This is a genomic window from Azospirillum sp. B2RO_4 (assembly GCF_051124815.1).
GTDB lineage: Bacteria > Pseudomonadota > Alphaproteobacteria > Azospirillales > Azospirillaceae > Azospirillum.
This window is the reverse complement of sequence record NZ_CP118487.1, coordinates 624,833-640,170: the sequence shown is the minus strand read 5'-3', so window position 1 is coordinate 640,170 and position 15,338 is coordinate 624,833. Positions and strand designations below refer to the sequence as shown.

Genomic DNA, 15,338 nt, shown 5'->3' with positions numbered 1-15,338 from the left:
GGTTTCCGCGATGTGAAAATTGCGCGGACGTGCTATTGTGCGACGCGACATGAGCAATCAATCTCCAGCCTGACGCTCGGCGCCGGATGATGGCGCTCCGCGCGGAGGCGGGAGGATCGCGGAATGGATGTCGGGTTCATCGGGGATGGGGAGATGGCCGAAGCGATCATGGACAGGCTGCGCGACGCCGGGCACCGGCTGCACCGCCACCCCCATGGCCGAGGCGCCTTCCGCGACCGGGCCGGAGCGTGCGACGTGGTGATGATGCTGTTGCCCGACGCCCGCGCGGTCGAGAGCGCCTTGTTCGCCGGGGACGGCTTCGCCGCCGCCCTGCCGCCGGACGGGCTGGTGATCGACCTGTCCTGCATTTCGCCGGTCGAGGCTTCGGCCAACGCGACCCGGCTCGCCGATCTGGGCGCGCTGCTGGTCGACGCGCCGGCAGGCGCCGGTTCCATCGTCGATCTCGGCGGCACCGACGCGGCCTGCGCGCGGGCCGAACCGCTGCTGCGGCTGTTTACCGATGGCGTCGTTTTTGCCGGCGGTCCCGGTTCGGGGCAGCGGGCACGTCTGGTACGGGTATCGGACGGAAAGATGGCGGACAGGAAAAACGACGATCCGGATGGACTGCACCGGCTGCTGCGTCTGATGGCCTTCGACGGGCCGGCTGAATCCAGGTTGGGCACATCATGAACACCTCCACCGCTCCCGACATCGCCCCGATGCGCCGCCCGGCCTCCCGCGTCTTCGCGACCGCACATGACATGATCGTCCCTTTCGGAGCCGGTCTTGCCGCCGGTCTGGTCGCCGGGCGGGCCGATGTGGGGCGGCTGGGCAACAAGGGCGGTCGCCTGGTGGAGATGGCGGCGCTCGGCATTCCGGTGCCGCCGGGCTTCGTCATCGCCGCGGAGGCCGGGCGCGGGCTGGGCGCGGATGACGCGCTGCCGGCGGAGCTGCTGAAGCGGATCGACGACGCCGTCCTGGCGCTGGAGCGGCAGGCGGGCGGGCGTTTCGGTGACAGCAAGGGCGGTAGGGACTTGGGCGGCGGGCCGCTGCTGCTGTCCGTCCGCTCCGGCGCGGCGGTGTCGATGCCGGGCATGATGGACAGCATCCTGAACCTCGGTCTCAACGACCGGACGGTGCAGGGGCTGGCGGCGGCCTCGGGCGATGCGCGGTTTGCCTATGACTGCTATCGCCGGCTGGTCCAGTGTTTCGGCTGCGTTGTCATGGGCGTGCCCGGCCACCGGTTCGAGGCGCTGCTCGACGAATACAAGGAGGAGAACGGGCTTCAGCGCGACGGCGAGCTGACGGCGGAGGACTGGCGCAGCCTGATGCCGCGCTTCCTGCGGCTGGTCGAGACGCGCTGCGGCCGGCCCTTTCCGCAGGACCCGGCGGAACAGCTGCGGCTGGCGGTGGCGGCGGTCTTCCGCTCCTGGATGAACCCGCGGGCGGTCGCCTTCCGTGCCCTGCACGATGTTCCGGAGGATCTGGGGACGGCTGTGACGGTGCAGGCGATGGTGTTCGGCAACCGCGGGCCGGAGTCCGGCACCGGCGTTCTGTTCACCCGCGATCCCTCCACCGGCGCACCCGGCCTGTGCGGCGAGTTCCTGGCCGATGCCCAGGGCGAGGACGTCGTGTCCGGCACCTGCGATCCCGACCCGCTGAGCGCCAGCCAGCCCAACCCCGACCGCTCGATGGAGCGCCGCATGCCGGCGGTCCATGCGGAGCTTTGCGCGGTGGCCGAACGGCTGGAACGCGCCTTCGGCGACATGCAGGACATCGAGTTCACCGTGGACGGCGGGCGCCTGTTCATCCTGCAGTCGCGCAGCGGCAAGCGGTCTTCCGAAGCGGCCGTCCGCATCGCCGTCGACATGGCGGAGGAGGGGATCATCACCCGCGACGAGGCGGTGAGCCGCGTCGATCCGCAGGCGCTGGACGAGTTGCTGCGCCCGACCCTGACGCCGGAGGCGCTGGCCGCCGCCATCGCGACCGGGCTCCCCGCCTCGCCTGGGGCGGCGACCGGGCGGGCCGCCTTCACGACGGAGGACGCGCAGCGGCTGGCGCGTGGCGGCGCGCCGGTGATCCTGTGCCGGCCGGAAACCTCGCCGGAGGACATCCATGGCATGCAGGCCGCCGTCGGCATCGTCACCGCGCGCGGCGGCTTCACCAGCCACGCCGCCACCGTCGCCCGCGGCATGGGCCGCCCTTGTGTCTGCGGTGCCCGCGGGCTGCGCATCGACCTGGAAGAGGGGGTGATGCGGGCTGGCGAGGTGACGGTGCGCACCGGCGATTTGCTGACCATCGACGGCAGCAACGGCGCCGTTGTGCTGGGAACCGCGACGCTGCAGCGGCCGGCGCCGGACGGTGCGACCGCCCGGCTGCTCGACTGGGCGCGGGAGTGCGGGGTGGGGCTGGCGGCGGATTGACGGGGAGGTCGGAATGCGGGCGTTATGCCCGCATCAGCGCCGTCAGATGGGCGGCGCAGCCTTCCGCCAGTCCGGTCGCGTCATAGCCGCCCTCCAGCGCAGACACCACCCGGCCGCCACAGACGCGGTCGGCAAGCTCGACCAGCTTGCGCGTTACCCATTCGAAATCCTCGGCGGTGAAGCCGAGCTGGGCCAGCGGGTCGCGCTTGTGGGCGTCGAAGCCGGCGGAGATCAGCAGCAATTCCGGCTGGAATGCCTCCAGCGCCGGCAGGATGGCGCGCTCCACCGCCTGGCGGAATTCGACGGAGCCGCTGTAGGGCTCCAGCGGCAGATTCAGGATGTTGCCGTCGACGCCGCGCTCCCATGAATTGCCGGTGCCGGGATAAAGCGGCGACTGATGGGTGGAGGCGAAGAACAGGTCGGGGTCGTCGGCGAACATCGCCTGGGTGCCGTTGCCGTGATGCACGTCGAAATCGACCACGGCGACGCGGCTCAGCCCATGGGTCTTGCGGGCATGCTCGGCCCCGACGGCGATGTTGTTGAAGACGCAGAAGCCCATGGCGCGGGCCGGTTCGGCATGGTGGCCGCAGGGGCGCACCGCGCAGAAGGCGTTGGTCGCCTCGCCGGCCAGAACCGCGTCCACCGCGGCGCAGACCGATCCGGCGGCGCGCAGGATGGCGCCGCGCGACCCCGGCGACAGCAGCGTGTCGCCGTCCAGCCGCTGATACCCGTCGGCCGGCACCGCAGCGAGCACGGCATCGACATAAGCGCGGTCATGGACGCGCGACAGCTGCTCCACATCGGCCTCGGGGGCGGACCGGCGCTCCAGGTCGCGGAACTCCGGCCGGTCCAGCACTTGCCACACGACGGCCAGCCGTTCCGGCGCCTCCGGATGGCCGGGGCCGGTGTCGTGCGCGAAGCAGTCGGGATGGGTGAAGATCAGGGTGGTCACGGGGCGGCCTCTCCCATAGGAAAGGCGCCGCCGGACAGGATGTGCCGGCGGCGCCATGGTCGGGGAATGGTTCAGTGGGCGAAGGTTGTGGCCGGCGGCGGCTCGGCGACCGAGGCGACGGTGCCTTCAAGCTCCTGCAGATGCAGGCGGGTGAAGTCGCGCGCGCTGACGACGCCGACCAGATGGCCGTCCTCCAGAACCGGAAGATGGCGGATATGGTGCTTGTCCATCAGCTGCAGCGCCTGCTGGACGCTGTCCGACGGGGTGCAGGTCACCGGCTGCCGCGTCATCAGCTGCGACACCGGCATGGACAGCAGCGAGCCGCCGCGCTCCAGCAGGGCATGGACGACGTCGCGCTCCGAGAGCACGCCGGCCAGCGTGTTGCCTTCGGTGCGGCAGACATCCTTGACGATCAGGGCGCTGATGTTCTCCGCCTTCATCAGCTTGACGGCCTCGGCGACCGTTGCGCTGGTCCGCACGGCGACGACGCGGGATTCCTTGGTGCGCAGGATATGTTCGACCTTCATGGCGTGACTCCTGATCGGCTGGCGGCTGGCAGGAAGACCGTCTGTCGGGCGGCTCCCCTCGGGGCGGCAAGGCGCCCGGCCGGGCGTCGTGCTTTGAATATGGTATGCCAAATACAGTACGCCACGCAAACAATTTCTATGTCGGCGTAAGCGATGGTGCAGCGCAATCGGAATCACTCTGTTGGGACCGTAATGCCAAAGCACAAGAGGCAAAATGTTTGATGTGCGGTATGTTTGTTATGCACACGAAACACCGGAGGCATGCGGTATTCGCATGTCCGGCATCGTGTACCTTGTATACCAAAAAACTTGAAGCTTATGCTGCGGCGCGTCATAACAGAATGGTCACGCCGAAGCCGACCAAACAAAAAAAGCACCCCACCGAGACACTGGAGCGATGAACATGTTGGAAATGCTGGTTCTGGCGCTTGTGCTGTCCGTCTTCGGCGGCACGGTCCATTATATTCTGTCGATGCAGATCGCGGCCGCCGGCAAGTCGCAGCGCGATTTCTCTTCCGCGCCGCTTCGCCTCGCCAACCCGACCGAAGCCGATCTCAAGGAACCGGAAGACGAACTGCCGCCGGGCCCGGCCTGGGCGAGCTTCCCCCGCGCCTTCTGATCCGCGGGTTCACATCCCCGATTTTTGAGAAAGACGGCCGTTCCAGGCCGTCTTTTTCGTTTTTACCCCAATCGGGCCTTTCGACCGATCAGGCATTTGGCCCGGTCAGGCGAGCGGCAGTACCAGCTGGAAGCTTTTGATGGTCATCCGCTTGCGGTGATAGAAGCGGTGGGCCTCGCCGCGCTGGATGCCGGAGATGATCTCCATCTGGGCGCAGCCACGCTCCCGCGCCTCGCCCGCCAGCCAGTCGAACAGCTTGTCGCCCAGCCCGTAGGACCGCTTGGCGGAGCTGGTGACCAGATCCTCCACATACATATAGCGACCGCGCGACAGCGTTTCATGGACGCGGAAGCCGCCGCAGCCGGCGATCTCGCCGTCCAGCCGCAGAAGGGCGAGGTTGTAGCCGTCGTCCATCTGCCGGCTAATCTGCGCGCGGTAGGCCTCGGGGTCGGTCATGTGGGTCCGCAGCTCCTTCATGACCGGGTAGCTGGCGGCGATATCGGCATCGTCACGCGCCACGACGATCTCGATGTTCTGCTGCTGGTCCATGGCGGTCGACTCCTTATCAATATGGGTTCTGCCGGGAAGGGCGTCAGCACCGGCGGCGGAGACCATGCCGGCCGGCAACTTGCCGGGCCGAACCATGCCGTCGGGACTGGCATACCATATGCCAATAGATTGTCCGGCTGAAAGCGGCGCCGCCCCGCTTTCCGCGTGCCGGAAAATCAAAATGCGATTGTCGCCTCCGGCTCATAAGCGAATGCAGCCTGCAGAAACAGTTCGCCCCTTCTACTAATCGCTTGTCAGGTGTCAGGCATCTGGTATACCATATTGAAAATTCCAGATCGGACCCCAGCATCGACCGGGACCGCACCGAACTGGTGGGGGGCGAAACCCGTCACCCGATCCTGGCAGCGCCCCGAGGCCGCATCCTCGCCGCGCTGCCAAGCACAAGCGAACAACAGCGTCAAATCTCTGAAAGCATCTAAGAAGACGCCAAAAGTAACGCCTAAGCATCAAAACAGAAGCGACGCCCGAATCGGCAGAGAACCGCTTCCTAGGAGGAGATAGAAGATGCAGCATACGAATTCGGAGGCGCAGGGAGCACCGCTCGGCGGCCGCTGGATGCAGTTGGTCATCGGCGTGATCTGCATGTCGATGATCGCGAACCTGCAATATGGCTGGACGCTGTTCGTCAACCCCATCGATGAAAAGTACCATTGGGGCCGTGCCGCCATTCAGGTCGCCTTCACCATTTTCGTCGTGACCGAAACCTGGCTGGTGCCGGTCGAAGGCTGGTTCGTCGACAAGTTCGGTCCCCGCATCGTCGTTGTGGTCGGCGGCATCCTTTGCGCGCTGGCTTGGGTCATCAACTCGATGGCCGACTCTCTGGCGCTGCTGTACCTCGGTGCGGCCATCGGCGGCATCGGCGCCGGCGGCGTGTACGGCACCTGCGTCGGCAACGCGCTGAAGTGGTTCCCGGATCGCCGCGGTCTGGCCGCCGGCGTGACGGCTGCCGGTTTCGGTGCCGGTTCCGCGCTGACGGTCGTGCCGATCGCCACCATGATCCAGACCTCGGGCTTCGAGCAGACCTTCCTGGTGTTCGGTCTGGGCCAGGGCCTGATCGTCTTCGCGCTGGCCTGGTTCCTGAAGGAAGCCGACCCGGCCCTGCTGCCGAAGAACAAGGCCACCATCAACCAGAGCCGCCGCAACTACACCCCGCAGGAGACGCTGAAGTCGCCGGTCTTCTGGGTGATGTACCTGATGTTCGTCATGGTCGCCGCCGGCGGTCTGATGGCCACCGCCCAGCTCGGCCCGATCGCCAAGGACTTCCACCTCGACGGCGCTCCCGTCAGCATCATGGGCCTGACCCTGCCGGCGCTGACCTTCGCGCTCACCATCGACCGCGTGCTGAACGGCGTGACCCGTCCCTTCTTCGGCTGGGTGTCGGATCATATCGGTCGTGAAAACACCATGTTCGTCGCCTTCGCTATCGAAGCGGTCGGCATCCTGGCGCTGAACCAGTGGGGCCATCATCCGGTCGGCTTCGTCATCCTGACCGGTCTGGTGTTCTTCGCCTGGGGCGAGATCTACAGCCTGTTCCCGTCCTGCTGCGCCGACAGCTTCGGGTCGAAGTTCGCCACCACCAACGCCGGCCTGCTCTACACCGCCAAGGGTACCGCCTCGCTGGTCGTTCCCTTCGCCAACATCATCGTGGCGTCCAGCGGGTCCTGGCAGACGGTGTTCTTCTTCGCCGCCGCGGTCAATGCCATCGCCGCCTTCATGGCCCTGTTCGTCCTGAAGCCGATGCGTGCCCGTCAGATCGCCGAGGACACCGTCCAGCCGGTCGGCGGCAAGCTGGCCACCGAGGGCGCCGACTGAAAGGAAAGGGGAGTCCCCGCTGACCGGGGGGCCAACCGGGACTCCGGATAAAGGGCGGCATCTTTCACCGCCGAATTCACCGCCAATCGGCACGACAAGCCGGCATCGGGACCACCGCATTGGTCCCGGTGTCGGTTTGTCGCGTTTTGGGAGGCTGTTTCGTGAACTGCTCGAGGAGGTGAGCGTCACAAACCACCCGTCCCGGCAGAGCCCGCTTCAAAGGCTGATATTCTGTATACAGAATACGACTTGCACCGTCAACACCGATCGAAAGGGGTGGATCGATCATGCTGGGTATCGTCGTCCTGATGCTGGCGGCTTTTTCCTCGGGCGCGTTGAACGCCGTTGCCGGCGGCGGCGCCTTCATCACCTTTCCGGCCCTGCTGTTCGCCGGGGTGGCGCCTGTCGCCGCCAATGCCTCCAGCACTGTGGCGCTGTTTCCCGGACAGGCGGCCAGCAGCTGGGCCTACCGGCGGGAGATCGCGGCGGGCGGGCAGGTGAATGTCCCGGTCTTCGCCGCGCTCAGCCTTGTCGGCGGGCTGATCGGCGCTCTGCTTCTTCTGCTGACGCCGAATGCGGTGTTCGCCCGCTTCGTGCCGTGGCTGCTGCTGTTCGCGACAGCCGTCTTCGCCATCGGCGCCTATGCGCCCGGCATCGTGTCCAGGCTGCGGCTGGGCGGGCGCAGCGTGCTGGTGGTTCAGTTCCTGATCTCCATTTATGGCGGCTATTTCGGCGGCGGCATCGGCTTCCTGATGCTGGCGGCGCTGACCCTGTTCGGGCTGCGCGACATCCACGCCATGAACGGGCTGCGGCTGTTGCTGGCGATGCTGATGAACGCCGCGGCGGTCGGGACCTTCATCGTCGCCGGGGCGGTGTCCTGGCCGGAAACGCTGGCGATGGCGGTCGCGGCGATCGCCGGCGGCTATGCCGGCGCCATGGGGGCCAAGCGGGTCGACCCGAAGCTGTTGAAAACGCTGGTGGTCATCATCGGAACGGCACTGACCCTCTACTTCTTTGCGAAAGGAGCCTGATTCGATCGGGTAGGCGCCCGGATCCGCAATCTTCTGCCGCAACCCCCCACATTCCGCATTGACATACGGTATGTGGTATACCAAACTCCAAACACAGTTTGCGCGACAGACTGTTGGATGCCGCTGCAAAGCAACCGGTCTGCCGATGGATGCGGCCGGTGTGGGCAGGCTGGCGTCGTCCAGCCCCACAGCATTCAAAAAGTGAAATCGGGGGAGAGGGGAATCCGGCATGAAGATCTGCATCTACGGATCCGGGGCCATCGGCGGCTATCTCGGCGTGCGCCTGCACCAGGCGGGTGCCGAAGTCAGTCTGGTGGCGCGCGGTGCGCATCTGGCGGCGATGCGCGAGAACGGCGTCACCTTGCTGATGGGGGAGGAGAAGACCGTCGTCCACCCCCGTTGCACCGACAACCCGGCCGAGCTCGGCCCGCAGGACTATGTGATCGTCGCGTTGAAGGCCCACTCCGTCCCCGGTGTCGTGCCCGCGATGCAACCGCTGCTGGGTGACGACACCGCCGTCGTCACCGCCGTCAACGGCATTCCCTATTGGTATTTCCATGGCACCGGCGGCGAGTTCGACGGCCGTACGCTGGAGACGGTCGATCCGGGCGCCGTGCAGTGGAACGGCCTGGGTCCGCAACGCGCCATCGGCTGTGTCGTCTATCCGGCGACCGAGGTGGTGGAGCCCGGCGTCATCCAGCATGTCTATGGCGACAAGTTCTCGCTCGGCGAACCCGACGGATCGAAGTCGGAGCGTGTCGTCGCCCTGTCCAAGGCGATGGAGGCCGGCGGCCTGCGCGCCCCCGTGCTCGACCGCATTCGCGACGAGATCTGGCTGAAGCTGTGGGGCAACCTGTGCTTCAACCCGATCAGCGCGCTGACCCACGGCACGCTGGAAGGCATCTGCGGCGATCCGGACACCCGCGCCGTCGCCAAGGCGATGATGCTGGAGGCCAAGGACATCGGCGACAAGCTCGGCGTCCATTTCCGCGTCGACGTGGAACGCCGCATCAACGGTGCCGCCGCGGTGGGCGCGCACAAGACCTCCATGCTGCAGGACCTGGAGCGCGGCCGGCCGATGGAGATCGATCCGCTGCTGTCGGTGGTGCAGGAGATGGGCCGCATGGTGGGCGTGCCGACGCCGACCATCGACGTGGTGCTGGCGCTGGTGAAGCAGCGGGGCGAGAACGCCGGCTGCTACAGCCGGCCGCAGCCCGCGGCGGCTCCCGCCTCCGCCCCCGAAGTGGTCGCGGCCCAGTAATCAAGACAGTGGCACGGCCGGCGCCGGGTCCGAAGGATCACGGGGCCGGCCGCATCGAACAGGGGGAGGAGCGCCATGAAGGTCGAGGACATTCTCCGCAAGAAGGGCACGCGCATCGGCATGGTGCGCATCAACGAGACGGTCGCCACCGCGCTGCGCCTGATGAAGGCGGAGAACACCGGCGCGCTGGTGGTCAAGGACGTCTGCCGCACCGAAGGCAACACGGTGGTCGGCGTCATTTCCGAACGCGACGTGGTCCGCGCGCTGGTCGACCGCGGACCCGGCATCCTGGAGCAGGCGGTATCGGCGCTGATGACGCGCGATCCCTACTGCTGCAACCCGTCGGATTCGGTACGCCATGTGCTGAGCCTGATGGACGAGCACGGCATCCGCCACGTCCCGGTGCTGGAGGGCACGACCCTGGTCGGCGTCGTCAGCGTCCGCGACCTGATCCGCCGCCAGTTGGAAGATCTGCCGGTGGACAATCAGTCGGCTGGCGAGCTGCCCATCGCGGCCTCTGCCGCCGAAAGCTGGGACTTCCCGGTCGTCGCCAACCAGTGACCAGTGCCGGTGGGGCCGGCGCAAACCGGTTGCCGGCCCGCCCGACTTTGCCGCTTCGGCGCTAGTCCGCCTTGATCTGGACGCGGGTGGATTCTGCCCGCCGCCATGGCCGGCCTTCGAAAGCAAACGACATGAAGATCGCGATACCCAGGGAGCGCCGCCCGGGCGAGCGCCGCGTCGCAGCGTCTCCCGAAACCGTCAAGAAATTCAAAACTCTCGGTCTGGACGTGGTGGTGGAGAGCGGGGCCGGCCTCGGCTCCAGCATCACCGACGCGGCCTATGAGGCGGCGGGGGCGTCCATCGCTGCCGACGAGGCGTCGGCGCTGGCCGATGCCGACATCGTGCTGAAGGTGCAGCGTCCGCTGATCGCCGCCGAAGGGGGTGAGGACGAGCTGGCGCTGATGCGCAAGGGCGCGCTGCTGTTCGCCATCCTCAACCCCCACAACAGCCGCGACCATGTGAAGGCCTATGCCGATGCCGGCGTGAACGCCTTCGCCATGGAGTTCATGCCGCGCATCACCCGCGCCCAGGTCATGGACGTGCTGTCCTCCCAGGCCAACCTCGCCGGCTACAAGGCCGTGGTGGATGCCGCTTCGGAATATGGCCGCGCCTTCCCGATGATGATGACCGCCGCCGGCACCGTTCCGCCGGCGCGCGCCTTCATCATGGGCGTCGGCGTCGCCGGCCTGCAGGCCATCGCCACCGCCAAGCGCCTCGGCGCCATCGTCTCGGCCACCGACGTGCGCCCGGCGGTGAAGGAGCAGGTGCAGTCGCTGGGCGGCAGCTTCGTCGCCGTCGAGAACGACGAGTTCAAGCAGGCTGAGACCGCCGGCGGCTACGCCAAGGAGATGTCCGACGACTACAAGCGCCAGCAGGCGGCTTTGGTGGCCGAGCACATCAAGAAGCAGGACCTCGTCATCACCACCGCACTGATCCCCGGCCGCAAGGCGCCGATCCTGGTGACGGCGGAGCATGTGGCGTCGATGAAGCCGGGTTCGGTCATCATCGATCTGGCGGTGGAGCAGGGCGGCAATGTCGAGGGCGCCAAGCTGGGCGAGGTGGTGACCACGGCCAACGGCGTGAAGATCGTCGGCCATGCCAACTACGCCAGCCGCATCGCCGAGAGCGCCTCGCTGCTCTACGCCAAGAACCTGCTGGCGCTGCTGACTTCCTTGCATGGCAAGGACACCGGCGTGGCCGTCAATTGGGACGACGAGATCGTCAAGGCCATCGCGCTGACCCGCGACGGCGCCATCGTGCATCCTGCCTTCGCGGACGCCCGCGAAGCGCAACCCGCGTGAGGAGGCGGATCCCATGGAACACCCGGATCCCGCAAGCAACATCGCCGCATTCCGTGAAACCCTGGCGAACCTGAGCAATCAGGTCGATCTGCTGGCCGCTCAGGTGGCCCATTCGTCCCAGCCCGTCGCCGAGGCCGCCGGCGGCCATGGCAGCTTCTTCGTCACCGGCCTGACGGTGCTCGTTCTGGCCTGCTTCGTCGGCTACTACGTCGTCTGGCGCGTCACCCCGGCCCTGCACTCGCCGCTGATGGCGGTCACCAACGCCGTGTCGTCGGTCATCATCGTCGGCGCCCTGATCGCCGCCGGACCCGCCGGTTTGGATTTCTCCAAGGTCCTGGGCTTCCTCGCCGTCATCCTGGCATCCGTCAACATCTTCGGCGGCTTCCTCGTGACCCAGCGCATGCTCTCCATGTTCAAGAAGAAGGGCAAGTAAGACCATGGAAACCTTGTCGGCCCTTCTATACCTCGTCGCCTCCATCTGCTTCATCATGGCGCTGCGCGGGCTGTCCAGCCCGGAGACCTCGCGCCAGGGCAACATCTACGGCATGGTCGGCATGACCATCGCCATCCTGACCACGCTGGCCTCGCCCATCGTCCAGTCCTATTGGATGATCGTGCTGGGCATCGCCATCGGCGGCGCCATCGGCTACGTCGTCGCCAAGAAGATCGAGATGACGGCGCTGCCGCAGCTGGTCGCCGCCTTCCACTCGCTGGTCGGTCTGGCCGCCGTCTTCGTCGCGCTCGCCGCCTTCTATTCGCCGGAGGCCTATGGCATCGGCGTCCGCGGCGCCATCGCCAAGGGCTCGCTGATCGAGATGGCGCTGGGCACCGCGGTCGGTGCGATCACCTTCACCGGCTCCATCGTCGCCTTTGCCAAGCTGCAGGGTCTGGTCACCGGCAAGCCGCTGGTCTTCCCGATGCAGCATCCGCTGAACGCGGCGCTGGGCGTGCTGACCGTCATCCTGATCGGCTGGCTGGTGCAGTCGAATGCCGACGCGGCGATGTGGCTGATCGTGGCGGTCGCCCTCGCCCTGGGCTTCCTGCTGATCCTGCCGATCGGCGGCGCCGACATGCCGGTGGTCATCTCGATGCTGAACAGCTATTCGGGCTGGGCGGCCTGCGGCATCGGCTTCACCCTGCAGAACAACCTGCTGATCATCACCGGTGCGTTGGTCGGTTCGTCGGGCGCGATCCTGTCCTACATCATGTGCAAGGGCATGAACCGCTCGATCTTCAACGTCATCCTCGGCGGCTTCGGCGGAGAGGCTGCGGCGGCCGGCGGCGAGGCCAAGGGTCCGCAGGGCTCGGTCAAGGCCGGTTCGGCCGAGGATGCCGCCTACATCATGAAGAACGCCCAGTCGGTGATCGTGGTGCCGGGTTACGGCATGGCGGTGGCCCAGGCTCAGCATGCGCTGCGCGAGATGTCCGATGCGCTGAAGCATGAGGGCGTCGACGTGAAGTACGCCATCCATCCGGTGGCGGGCCGCATGCCCGGTCACATGAACGTGCTGCTGGCCGAAGCCAACGTGCCCTACGACGAGGTGTTCGAGCTGGAGGACATCAACCGCGACTTCGGCACCGCCGACGTGGCCTTTGTCATCGGTGCCAACGACGTGACCAACCCGGCCGCCAAGACCGACCCGTCGAGCGCCATCTACGGCATGCCGATCCTCGACGTGGAGAAGGCCAAGACGGTGTTCTTCATCAAGCGCGGCATGGCCGCCGGTTACGCCGGCGTCGAGAACGAGCTGTTCTTCCGCCCCAACACCATGATGCTGTTCGGTGATGCGAAGAAGGTCACCGAAGAGGTCGTCAAGGCGATGGAAGCGTAGGGAATATTGGATGAAAAAGCGCGCCGCTCCGGTTGGGGCGGCGCGCTTTTCTGTTTTTGGAGGATCCCCTCTCCCCCCGCTCACGCGCAAACGAAGTTTGCGCTGACGCGACAGGCGGATCGAAGATCCGCTGAAAGCGGGGAGAGGGTTAGGGTGAGGGGGATGCGCGGCGGGACCTTTGCAAAAATCCTGCGACGTTTCCCCCTCACCCCATCCCTCTCCCCGGGGGGGAGAGGGGGGCATCCACCAGATCGTCCAACCTGAAACCGGCGATCTTGTAGATCTCCTCCAGCGCCCGGCCGAACTCCACGTCCGGGTCATTCGCCACACGGCTGCGCATTGCCGCCAGGATTTCCTGCTTGCTGCTGAAGCGCACCGCCATGATGAAGGGGAAGCCGAAGCGTTCGCGATAGGCGCGGTTCAGGTCTCGCTGTTCCTGCGCCTCCGCCTCGGTCAACTCGTTCAACCCCGCCTTCGCCTGCTCGGTCTGCGAGAAGGCGGTCAGGTTGGCCGGGCGGCTGGCGCGGTCGGCAAGGTCGGGGTGCGACAGGATCAGGGCACGCTGCCGCTCCGACCCGGCATGGCGGACGATGTTCGTCATCGCGGCGCGCAAGGCGGGAGCATCGGCGAATGGGCGTTTGTCCCAGGCGGCTTCGGCCACCCAGGGGCTTTCCTCGAACACCGCGCCCAGCGCCGCGACGAAGGCGGCGCGGTCCATGCGGTTCAGATCGTCCAGGCTGTAGGGCATCTGCGCTCTCACTTCGCGGTGTAGGGGTGTTCGGCGATCCAGTGGCGGGCGATGTCCAGCCGCGTCGCCACCCACGCCTTGTCATGGCTGCGCACATAGTCGAGGAAGCGCGCCAGCGCCGCCGCGCGTCCGGGACGACCGACCAGACGGCAGTGCAGCCCGACCGACATCATCTTCGGCGCCGTCTCCCCCTCCGCATAGAGCGTGTCGAAACTGTCCTTCAGATAGGCGAAGAACTGGTCGCCGCTGTTGAAGCCCTGGTTCGTCGCGAAGCGCATGTCGTTGGCGTCGAGCGTGTAGGGCACGATCAACTGCGGCCGGCCATGGCTGTCGTCCCAATAGGGCAGGTCGTCGGCATAGGAATCGGCGTTGTAGACGAAGCCGCCTTCCTCGGCGACCAGCCGCCAGGTGTTGGGGCTGCAGCGCCCGAGATACCAGCCGAGCGGGCGCTCTCCGGTGACGCGGGTGTGGACGTCGATGGCGCGCAGCATGTGTTCGCGCTCCACCTCGGCCGGCAGATGCTGATAGTCGATCCAGCGCCAGCCATGGGTCGCGATCTCCCAGCCGGCGGCCTTCATCGCGGCGACCACCTCCGGATTGCGCTCCAGCGCCATGGCGACGCCGTAGACGGTGACCGGCAGATTGCGCTCGGTGAACAGGCGGTGCAGCCGCCAGAAGCCGGCGCGCGAGCCGTATTCGTAGATCGACTCCATGTTCATGTGGCGCGCGCCGGGAATCGGCTGGGCGCCGACGATCTCCGACAGGAAGGCCTCCGACGCGGCGTCGCCGTGGAGGACGCAGTTCTCGCCGCCCTCCTCGTAATTGATGACGAACTGTACCGCCACCCGGGCGCCGCCCGGCCAGTTGGCCTGCGGCGGGGTGGCGCCATAGCCGATCATGTCGCGGGGATAGGCGGGCTCGGTCATCGTCGTCTCGCTCGCTGCGGTCGAAGCGGGGACTACGCTAAGCCATTGGCGGCAGGGGGTTCAATCGGCGGATTGGGCGCGGGGATGAAGACAGTTTCCGGATTTCGCGGGGTGGGCTTGTGATGTGGATGCGCTTAAGCTGTGGGGTGTGAGATGTCGTCGGCTGACGATGCCCCCACCCTGACCCTCCCCCGCTGGGCGGGGGAGGGGATCAGACCTTTGTCGGCGTTCAGCGGCAGTCCCTCCCCCGCCCAGCGGGGGAGGTTAGGTGGGGGTCTAACGCCGACAACGCGCAGAATGGAGACCACCCCATGGGCCGCCTGACCACCCACGTCCTCGACATCGCAGCGGGCCGTCCGGCACCGGGCATGCGCATCCGATTGACGGCGCTCGACAGCGGCACCGTCCTCGGCGAGTTCACAACGAACGCCGACGGCCGGCTCGATGCCCCCGCACTTCAGGGCGAGGATTTCAAACCCGGACGCTATGAGCTGCTGTTCATGGCCGGCGAGTATTTCCGCCGCAGCGGTGTCATTTCCGGCGACGGACCGGACTTCATCGACGAGGTTCCGCTGCGTTTCGGCATCAAGGACTCCGCCCAGCATTACCATGTGCCGCTGCTGGTTTCGCCCTGGGCCTATTCCACCTATCGCGGCAGCTGACGCGCTCTCCCCCGTTCGCGCCGCTTTCCAGCCTGTGGAAAAGGCAACCCATTGATTTGCCGCACCCACCATCCGCGCGCTTAGCTGTCCCTGGGAATAATCGCGTTTGGTGA

General features: G+C 66.8%; 16 protein-coding genes. 11 read left to right on the top strand and 5 right to left on the bottom strand.

The genetic code is table 11. The annotated features are described in order from the left end of the window. Window positions 1-153: 153 nt before the first annotated feature. Window positions 154-690 (top strand): NAD(P)-binding domain-containing protein, encoded by a 537-nt coding sequence (locus tag PWS46_RS20475; protein WP_434622492.1) that lies wholly within the window; start codon window positions 154-156, stop codon window positions 688-690. After that, entirely contained in the window at window positions 687-2,423 is a 1,737-nt protein-coding gene (locus tag PWS46_RS20470; RefSeq protein ID WP_434622490.1) for a pyruvate, phosphate dikinase, read from the top strand. Before PWS46_RS20475 ends, PWS46_RS20470 begins: the two co-directional genes overlap by 4 nt. 22 nt (window positions 2,424-2,445) lie before the next feature. On the opposite strand, the gene PWS46_RS20465 is transcribed toward PWS46_RS20470, so the two are convergent. Together PWS46_RS20465 and PWS46_RS20460 are read right to left on the bottom strand one after the other, a co-directional pair. Continuing rightward, a complete protein-coding gene (locus tag PWS46_RS20465) occupies window positions 2,446-3,375 on the bottom strand; it encodes a histone deacetylase family protein (protein WP_434622488.1) in 930 nt (309 codons plus the stop codon). Window positions 3,376-3,446: 71 nt separating this feature from the next. Next, window positions 3,447-3,902 carry a CBS domain-containing protein gene (locus tag PWS46_RS20460; protein ID WP_434622486.1) on the bottom strand — a complete coding sequence of 152 codons (456 nt, stop codon included), beginning with the start codon at window positions 3,900-3,902 and terminating at the stop codon, window positions 3,447-3,449. Between the two features lie 397 nt (window positions 3,903-4,299). On the opposite strand from PWS46_RS20460, the gene PWS46_RS20455 reads away from it, so the two are divergent. Next, complete coding sequence (locus tag PWS46_RS20455) at window positions 4,300-4,521, top strand: hypothetical protein (protein WP_085084011.1); 222 nt, start codon at window positions 4,300-4,302, stop codon at window positions 4,519-4,521. A gap of 105 nt (window positions 4,522-4,626) precedes the next feature. Here the strand turns inward: PWS46_RS20455 and PWS46_RS20450 are convergent, their stop codons facing one another. Continuing rightward, the gene (locus PWS46_RS20450; protein WP_434622483.1) at window positions 4,627-5,070 is read right to left on the bottom strand and encodes a GNAT family N-acetyltransferase; all 444 of its coding nucleotides are present in this window, start codon (window positions 5,068-5,070) and stop codon (window positions 4,627-4,629) included. A 525-nt stretch (window positions 5,071-5,595) separates the two neighbouring features. Here PWS46_RS20450 and oxlT point away from each other — a divergent pair. The 7 genes from oxlT (at window position 5,596) to PWS46_RS20415 (ending at window position 12,889) form a co-directional block, all read left to right on the top strand. Continuing rightward, window positions 5,596-6,903: an oxalate/formate MFS antiporter gene (oxlT, locus tag PWS46_RS20445; protein WP_434622480.1), complete on the top strand. Its 1,308-nt coding sequence runs from the start codon at window positions 5,596-5,598 to the stop codon at window positions 6,901-6,903. A 287-nt stretch (window positions 6,904-7,190) separates the two neighbouring features. Continuing rightward, complete coding sequence (locus PWS46_RS20440) at window positions 7,191-7,934, top strand: sulfite exporter TauE/SafE family protein (RefSeq protein ID WP_434622478.1); 744 nt, start codon at window positions 7,191-7,193, stop codon at window positions 7,932-7,934. 229 nt (window positions 7,935-8,163) lie between these two features. Next, the gene (locus tag PWS46_RS20435; protein WP_434622475.1) at window positions 8,164-9,195 is read left to right on the top strand and encodes a 2-dehydropantoate 2-reductase; all 1,032 of its coding nucleotides are present in this window, start codon (window positions 8,164-8,166) and stop codon (window positions 9,193-9,195) included. 75 nt (window positions 9,196-9,270) lie between these two features. Further along, window positions 9,271-9,756, top strand: coding sequence for a CBS domain-containing protein (locus tag PWS46_RS20430; RefSeq protein ID WP_434622473.1), 486 nt, complete (start codon window positions 9,271-9,273; stop codon window positions 9,754-9,756). Between the two features lie 131 nt (window positions 9,757-9,887). Further along, a complete protein-coding gene (locus PWS46_RS20425; RefSeq protein WP_434622471.1) occupies window positions 9,888-11,057 on the top strand; it encodes a Re/Si-specific NAD(P)(+) transhydrogenase subunit alpha in 1,170 nt (389 codons plus the stop codon). A gap of 13 nt (window positions 11,058-11,070) precedes the next feature. Continuing rightward, window positions 11,071-11,490, top strand: coding sequence for an NAD(P) transhydrogenase subunit alpha (locus tag PWS46_RS20420; protein WP_434622469.1), 420 nt, complete (start codon window positions 11,071-11,073; stop codon window positions 11,488-11,490). Window positions 11,491-11,494: 4 nt separating this feature from the next. Further along, window positions 11,495-12,889 carry an NAD(P)(+) transhydrogenase (Re/Si-specific) subunit beta gene (locus PWS46_RS20415; protein ID WP_434622467.1) on the top strand — a complete coding sequence of 465 codons (1,395 nt, stop codon included), beginning with the start codon at window positions 11,495-11,497 and terminating at the stop codon, window positions 12,887-12,889. A gap of 205 nt (window positions 12,890-13,094) precedes the next feature. Here PWS46_RS20415 and uraD read toward each other — a convergent pair whose 3' ends face one another. Continuing rightward, window positions 13,095-13,637 (bottom strand): 2-oxo-4-hydroxy-4-carboxy-5-ureidoimidazoline decarboxylase, encoded by a 543-nt coding sequence (uraD, locus tag PWS46_RS20410; RefSeq protein ID WP_434622465.1) that lies wholly within the window; start codon window positions 13,635-13,637, stop codon window positions 13,095-13,097. Between the two features lie 8 nt (window positions 13,638-13,645). Further along, on the bottom strand, window positions 13,646-14,563 hold the full coding sequence (puuE, locus tag PWS46_RS20405) for an allantoinase PuuE (protein ID WP_434622463.1): 918 nt from the start codon (window positions 14,561-14,563) through the stop codon (window positions 13,646-13,648). 311 nt (window positions 14,564-14,874) lie between these two features. On the opposite strand from puuE, the gene uraH reads away from it, so the two are divergent. Continuing rightward, window positions 14,875-15,225 (top strand): hydroxyisourate hydrolase, encoded by a 351-nt coding sequence (gene uraH, locus PWS46_RS20400; protein WP_434622461.1) that lies wholly within the window; start codon window positions 14,875-14,877, stop codon window positions 15,223-15,225. Window positions 15,226-15,338: the final 113 nt, after the last annotated feature.